The sequence below is a fragment of the Luteibacter sp. dw_328 genome (genome assembly GCF_018449605.1).
GTDB lineage: Bacteria > Pseudomonadota > Gammaproteobacteria > Xanthomonadales > Rhodanobacteraceae > Luteibacter.
This window is the reverse complement of record NZ_JAAVUW010000010.1, coordinates 194,186-200,701: the sequence shown is the minus strand read 5'-3', so window position 1 is coordinate 200,701 and position 6,516 is coordinate 194,186. Positions and strand designations below refer to the sequence as shown.

Annotated in this window: 7 protein-coding genes; 3 read left to right on the top strand and 4 right to left on the bottom strand. The window is 63.4% G+C overall.

The window, feature by feature from the left end; genetic code table 11:
- Positions 1-75 precede the first annotated feature (75 nt).
- Genes HB634_RS21790 through HB634_RS21775 form a run of 4 tightly spaced genes read right to left on the bottom strand, consistent with a single transcriptional unit; the run spans position 76 to position 3,566 of the window.
- Entirely contained in the window at positions 76-681 is a 606-nt protein-coding gene (locus HB634_RS21790) for an ABC-type transport auxiliary lipoprotein family protein (RefSeq protein ID WP_063572671.1), read from the bottom strand.
- Positions 678-1,616 carry an MlaD family protein gene (locus HB634_RS21785; protein ID WP_213950079.1) on the bottom strand — a complete coding sequence of 313 codons (939 nt, stop codon included), beginning with the start codon at positions 1,614-1,616 and terminating at the stop codon, positions 678-680. The genes HB634_RS21790 and HB634_RS21785 overlap by 4 nt, the downstream gene beginning before the upstream one ends.
- A gap of 4 nt (positions 1,617-1,620) precedes the next feature.
- Positions 1,621-2,427, bottom strand: a complete 807-nt coding sequence (locus HB634_RS21780; RefSeq protein ID WP_063572669.1) for an ABC transporter ATP-binding protein — start codon at positions 2,425-2,427, stop codon at positions 1,621-1,623.
- Positions 2,424-3,566: an MlaE family lipid ABC transporter permease subunit gene (locus tag HB634_RS21775; protein ID WP_213950078.1), complete on the bottom strand. Its 1,143-nt coding sequence runs from the start codon at positions 3,564-3,566 to the stop codon at positions 2,424-2,426. Before HB634_RS21775 ends, HB634_RS21780 begins: the two co-directional genes overlap by 4 nt.
- Before the next feature lie 108 nt (positions 3,567-3,674).
- On the opposite strand from HB634_RS21775, the gene gcvT reads away from it, so the two are divergent.
- The 3 genes from gcvT to metJ all read left to right on the top strand — a co-directional run bounded on the left by gcvT (position 3,675) and on the right by metJ (position 6,356).
- A complete protein-coding gene (gcvT, locus tag HB634_RS21770) occupies positions 3,675-4,784 on the top strand; it encodes a glycine cleavage system aminomethyltransferase GcvT (protein ID WP_213950077.1) in 1,110 nt (369 codons plus the stop codon).
- An 84-nt stretch (positions 4,785-4,868) separates the two neighbouring features.
- Complete coding sequence (gene gcvH, locus HB634_RS21765; protein WP_213950076.1) at positions 4,869-5,270, top strand: glycine cleavage system protein GcvH; 402 nt, start codon at positions 4,869-4,871, stop codon at positions 5,268-5,270.
- A 432-nt stretch (positions 5,271-5,702) separates the two neighbouring features.
- A complete protein-coding gene (gene metJ, locus HB634_RS23080) occupies positions 5,703-6,356 on the top strand; it encodes a met regulon transcriptional regulator MetJ (protein WP_213950075.1) in 654 nt (217 codons plus the stop codon).
- Positions 6,357-6,516: the final 160 nt, after the last annotated feature.

The window sequence follows — 6,516 nt, the reverse complement described above, 5'->3', positions numbered from 1 at the left end:
TGCTCTTGCCGCACCAGAGGCATCGCCGCTGAAGCGGCTCCCACATTGGCGGCGGCTCCTACTTGGCGGCGGGTCCTACCGGGCGCTACCAGCCTCGAGAGTCCACCCCACCACCTCACGCGACACCTTATCCATCGCCCGCCCGAACGCCTCGACCACCTGCGGTACGTCCTTGCCTTGCACTGGCTCGCGCACCTCAAAACGATGGGTACCCACGATCTGGTGCTTGCGCGTAGCGGCAAGCACGGCGTCGTAGCGAATCACGACCTCCGGCTTGCCCGCGGCGTATTCCGTCTGGAACGCGGCGAGGCTGCCGCCCAGTTCAAAGTCCGCGCCGAGATTGCTCTCGTCCGTACTCAGCGCGGCGATGCGGCCACTGTCACGGAACGCATCCGCCAGGCGATCGCGGAACAGGTTGGTCGTCGTGTCGCTCCACCGCGCTCCGGCGTACACGGTGATCTGGTTCGAGTCCGGCACGACGGCGATGCGCACGTTATCCAGCGAACGTGGTGCGCTGGGCGCGGCGATGCGCAGTGCCCAGGGCACCGGCGTCGCGGCACCGGGCCGTGCACCTGGTGCGGCGGGCAGGGTGTAGATCTTCGGCGTTTCGGCCCTGGGCAGGATCGAGCACGCCGTCAGCAGCGCGAGTAGCAGCGGGGCGGCGAGGCGGGCACGGTTCATGGTGTGAACTCCTTAACTCTCTCACGGCCGAACAGGTAGCCGCTGGGATTCTCGTCGAGGCGACGGGTGATCGAACGCAGCGAGGTCAGGGTGTCACGCAGCTCGCGCAAGGCGGGAGCCAGTTCGCCCAGGCTCGCCGCGCCGCCGTTGATGGCGTCGCTGTTGTCGTTGAGCAGACGGTCCACGGAGGCCATGGAATGTTCGAGCGACGCCATTGCGTGCTGCGCGCTCTCCAGCGTGGCCTTGCCCTGGCCTTCGATCAGGCCGTTGGCGTTGTGCACCAGCTTCTGGCTTTCGGCCAGCGTCTCGTTGGCTTGCGTCGTCGCCGTGGTGAGCTGCTTGATCAACGTACGGATGTCTTCACGCTCGTCCGCAATCACGCCGGTGGTCTGGTCCAGGTGATCCAGCGTGCGCTCGATCCGATGGACGTTCTCTTTAGATAGAAGGTCGTTGGCCCGCGCCGCGGCCTGGCTGATATTGGTAATGAGGTCCTCGCCGTTGGCGAGCAGCCGGGAGAGTGGCGAGGGATCGGCGATGATCACCGGCACTTCGCCATCGTGGCCGACCAGTAGCGGGGCGCCGGGCGTGCCACCCGATAGCTGGATGATCGCCACCCCGGTGACACCGGTCAGGGCGAGCTTGGCGTGGGTATCCTTGCGCAATGGCGTGTCGCCGGTCACGCGTACGCGGGCCAGCACGCGGCGCGGATCTTCCGGATCCAGTCGTAGCTGCATGACATCGCCCAGCCGGATGCCGTTGTACTGAACAGCGCCGCCCTTCGACAGGCCGGTCACCGCCTCGTTGAAGACAATGTCGTAGTAGTTCCATTCCTGATCCGAATGGGCCTTGGCCAGCCAGACACCGAAGCCGAGACCGGCCATGACGATGAGGACGGTGAACAGTCCGATCAGGATGTGATGTGCGCGCGTTTCCATGGTGTCAGTCCTTGCCTTTATGGGCGGCGAAGGTGGCCGCGCGACCGCGCGGTCCGTTGAAATAAGCCTGTACCCAGGGATCGTCGGTGCGGGCGACCTCGTCGATCGGCGCGGCGGCCAGCACGCGCTTCTGCGATAGGACAGCCACGCGGTCACAGGTGGAGTAGAGCGTGTCGAGGTCGTGCGTCACCAGGAACACGGTAAGGCCCAGCGCATTGCGCAGGGTCACGATGAGGCTGTCGAACGCCGCGGCACTGATCGGATCCAGGCCGGCGGTCGGTTCGTCGAGGAAGAGAATCTCCGGATCCAGTGCGAGTGCACGGGCGAGGGCGGCGCGCTTGATCATGCCGCCGGACAGTTCCGACGGGTACTTGCGGCCGGCATCTACCGGTAGGCCGGCCAGTGCCAGCTTCACGCCCGCGAGGCGCGTCGCATCCATACGAGGCAGGCCGGCATGCTCGATCAGGGGCAGCGCTATGTTTTCGGCCACGGTGAGTGACGAGAACAGGGCGCCGCTCTGGAACAGCACGCCGAAGCGACGCTCCACCTGGGATCGGCGTTCGTCCGAAAGGGACAACAGATTTTCGCCGAAGACACGTACCTCGCCGGCGATCGGCCGCACCAGACCGATGATCGTACGCAGCAGCACCGACTTGCCGGTGCCGGATCCACCGACGATGCCGATGATCTCGCCGCGATAGACGTCGAGGTCCAGGTTCTCGTGGACGGTCTGCGTGCCGAACCGATTGATCAGTCCGCGGACTTCGATGACCGTTTCGCGGGCCGGAGCAGCTACCGTTTGTGCGTTCACCAGCCCATCTCCATATAGAAGAGTGCGGCGAGGGCATCGAGGAGGATCACCACGAAGATCGACTGGACCACGGCCGAGGTAGTGTGTTCGCCCACCGACTGCGCGCTGCCGGACACCTTGAAGCCTTCCATGCAGCCGATCACCCCGATCATGAAGGCGAACACGGGCGCCTTGGCCATGCCGACCAGGAACTGGGTCAGGGACATGTCCTCCTGCAGCATCGACAGGAACATCGACGGGGACATCTTGAGCACCGCGAGGCAGACCACGCCACCGCCGACGATGCCGGCGATCATGGCGATGAAGGTAAGCAGGGGTAGCGAAACCAGCAGGGCGAGTACGCGCGGCAGCACGAGCAATTCGACCGGATCGAGACCGAGCGTGCGGATCGCGTCGATCTCCTCGCGCGCCTTCATCGAACCGATCTGGGCAGTGAACGCGCTGGCCGTGCGGCCGGCGAGCAGGATGGCGGTGAGCAGCACGCCGAACTCGCGAAGGAAGGCGAAGCCGATCAGGTCCACGGTAAAGATGCTGGCGCCGTAGCTGGCCAGCGCCGTCGAGCCGAGGAACGCGACCACCGCACCGACCATGAAGGAGAGCAGGGCCAGGATCGGCACCGCGTCCAGTCCGGTCTGTTCGATCTGGGCGACCACCGCGGTCACCCGCCAGTGCTTCGGTCGCAGCGCGGTGCTGGCGAAACCCTGCAGGGTGATGCCGATGAAGGCCAGCAGCTTTAACGTCTGTTTCCAGAACGAGCCCATGGCCTTGCCGATGCGCTCGAGCAGGACCACGAAGCCGGCATCCCTCGGCTTCTTCACGCCCTTGCAATAGGTGTCGATCGCGTCGCCGACGGTTTTCAGCAGGGCGCGCCGCGCCGGCGGCAGCGACTCGTCCTGGGATAAGGCCTGGGTGCGCTGGCTGCCGAGCAACTCGGCGATGACGAAGGCACCGGAGGTGTCCATGGCCCCCACGGCATGAAGGTCCACTTTCACGTCATTGCCCACCGTGCCAGCCAGTTCGTTGGCCCGGGCCTGCAACTCCATGTAATGAAGGAGTGTCCAGTCCCCGCTCAGCGCAAGGCGCGCACCGCCCGCATCGCGCGAGAGGGTGGCCGAGCCGGGCAGGGATGGGGTCGTCATGGGCGAAGGCTAGCAGATGCCGATGCTGCGTTTGCGCTTGGCCTGACAGGCCTCGCGGCCCGATAATACGAGGCTGTTCCCGCCGACATTCCCCTGCAAGGTACGACGATGACCGACAAGACCGAACTCAACGCCTCCCACCGTGAACTCGGTGCCCGCATGGTCGACTTCGGCGGCTGGGACATGCCCATCGCCTACGGCTCGCAGATTGAAGAGCACCACTCGGTCCGCAAGGATGCCGGCATGTTCGACGTCTCGCACATGACCGTGGTCGACCTCACCGGCGAGCGCACCCGCGAGTTCCTCCGCAAGCTGGTCGCCAACAACGTCGATAAGCTCACCAAGTCGGGCAAGGCGCTCTACACCTGCATGCTCGACGAGACCGGCGGGGTGATCGACGACCTCATCGTCTACTTCCTTCGCGAGGACTTCTTCCGCCTGGTGGTCAACGCCGCGACCCGCGCGAAGGACCTGGCCTGGATCGAGAAGCAGGCGGTCGCCTTCGGCATCACCGTGCGCGAGCGTCCGGAATTCGGCATGGTCGCCGTGCAGGGACCGAACGCCCGCGAGAAACTGATCGGCCTGCTGCCGGAGGACATCCGCGAGAAGGCCCGCAAGCTCGGCAAGTTTGCCGCTATCGAATGTGAAGGCCCGAATGGCATGCCGCTGTTCCTGGCTCGCACCGGCTACACGGGCGAAGACGGCTTCGAAGTGGTCGTGCCGAACACGCGCGTCGTCGAACTGTGGAATCTCCTGCGCGACGCCGGTGTCGCCCCGGCCGGTCTGGGTGCGCGCGACACGCTCCGCCTGGAAGCCGGCATGAATCTTTACGGTCAGGACATGGACGAGACCGTCACCCCCTGGGAGGCCTCGCTCGCCTGGACCATCTCGCTGGACGAAGGTCGCGACTTCATCGGCCGCGAAGCGCTCGAGAAGCAGAAGACCGACGGTGTACCGCGCGTGATGGTCGGGCTGGTCATGGACGAGAAGGGCGTTCTCCGTCACGGGCAGAAAGTTCTCGCCGCCAATGGCGAAGGCGAAATCCTTTCCGGCGGTTTCGCGCCGACCCTCGGCAAGTCGGTCGCCTTCGCGCGCCTGCCCGCCGGTGACCATGGCGAGGTCCGTGTCGACATCCGCGGCCGCGAAGTGCCGGTGCGCGTGGTGAAGTTCCCCTTTGTCCGCGACGGCCAGCCGATGCCGGGCATCGTCGACGGCTGATTCGCGCTACACATATATATAGGTGTCGGTACAATTGACCGGCGCACCAACCCGCCCCGGCCCCGATACAACGAGGATCTCCCCATGAGCGACAAAGAAATTCCTGGCGACCTGAAATTCCAGAAGACCCACGAGTGGGTACGCGTCGAACAGGACGGCACGGTCACCGTCGGTATCTCCGACCACGCGCAGGGCGCGTTGGGTGATCTGGTCTACGTTGAACTGCCGGAAGTCGGTTCGAGCGTCCAGGCGGGCAACGGCGTTGCCGTCGTCGAGTCGGTCAAGGCTGCGTCGGATATCTACGCACCTGTCTCGGGCGAAATCACTGAGGTCAACACCGTCCTCAGCGACAAGCCGGAAACGATCAACGAAGACGCGTTCGGTGACGGCTGGATCTTCAAGATGAAGCTCGACGACAAGTCCGAACTCGACGGTTTGTTGACGGCCGATGAGTACGCCGAAGTCGCCGAGAACGACGACCACTGATCCGGTTCGGCACGTTCGATTCGCATGCCGGTCGTCCTCGACCGGCATTTTTTTGTCCGGAACGGCCCTTCGGCGAAATTTTTTTTCACCGTCAGTAGCGCTCCGTTCATCCGCGAAATCGCCCCCGACAGGCCGTGTCGGACGGCGCCTCTTTTCTCGTCGGCCGTCGCGTGTCATCGGTTCACTGTTCGCGACGACGAACGAAAAAACATCTTTATTTAAGCTATTTGCTGAACCATTTCATTGCGTGAGTGCTTTTTATTTTGTGAGTCCATTTCATTCCGGACGTAACGGATAACCTCATGCGACTGCCCTCGATCGGTCATCGTCGGTGGGGATGCGTACCCGCAAGGTCTTCAATTCATAGCCAAAGTTTATTGACAGCGGATATGTTCAGGAATAGCTTTTGCACCAATTGACGGGGAACCCGATATGGAATTAGGAAAATTCATCAGGCCGTACGTCGAGCACGGCAACAAAGCGGGAGCGGTTCGCAAGATCACTGTGTCCATTCCGCTTCACGTGCTTCGACTGCTTTCCGATGAACGTACTCGCCGCCAGGTGAACAATTTAAGGCACGCAACGAACAGCGATTTGCTGGTTGAAGCGTTCCTTCATGCTTTTACTGGGCAACCACTGCCAACTGATGAGGAGCTGAGACGAACCATGGCCACTGCCAAGAAAGCCACTGCCAAGAAGTCCGCCGCCAAAAAGGCGTCGAAGAAATCCACCGTGAAGAAGACCGCCGCGCGCAAGTCGCCGGCAAAGAAGGCCTCGACCCGTAAGGTCGCGGTCAAGAAGGCTGCGACCCGCAAGTCGCCGGCCAAGAAGGCTGCAGTCAAGAAGGTCGCCCGCAAGGCTGCCGTCAAGAAGGTAGCCGCCAAGAAGGCGGTCAAGAAGGCCGTCAAGAAGGCTTCCGTAAAGAAGACGGCGCGCAAGGCAGCACCGCGCAAGGCCGCCGCACCGCGTAAGGCTGCTTCGAAGAAGGTTGCCGCCGCCAAGGTCGTTCGCGCGACCAAGGCTGCGAAGCCGGCTAAGGCACCGCGGGCCGCCAAGGTCGCTAAGGTCGCCAAGGCCGCCAAGTAATAAGCTTCACCTTCCAATAAGAAAGCTCGTTACGAATTATCTCCCCGCGGTGCCCAGCGCGGGGAGACACTTCGAAACCTTGACCCCGGCCCTGCCGGGGTTATTCATTTATTAGGGGTGCGGTTTCTTGCCCCCGGAAAACCTCCTAGACCGCCGCGCT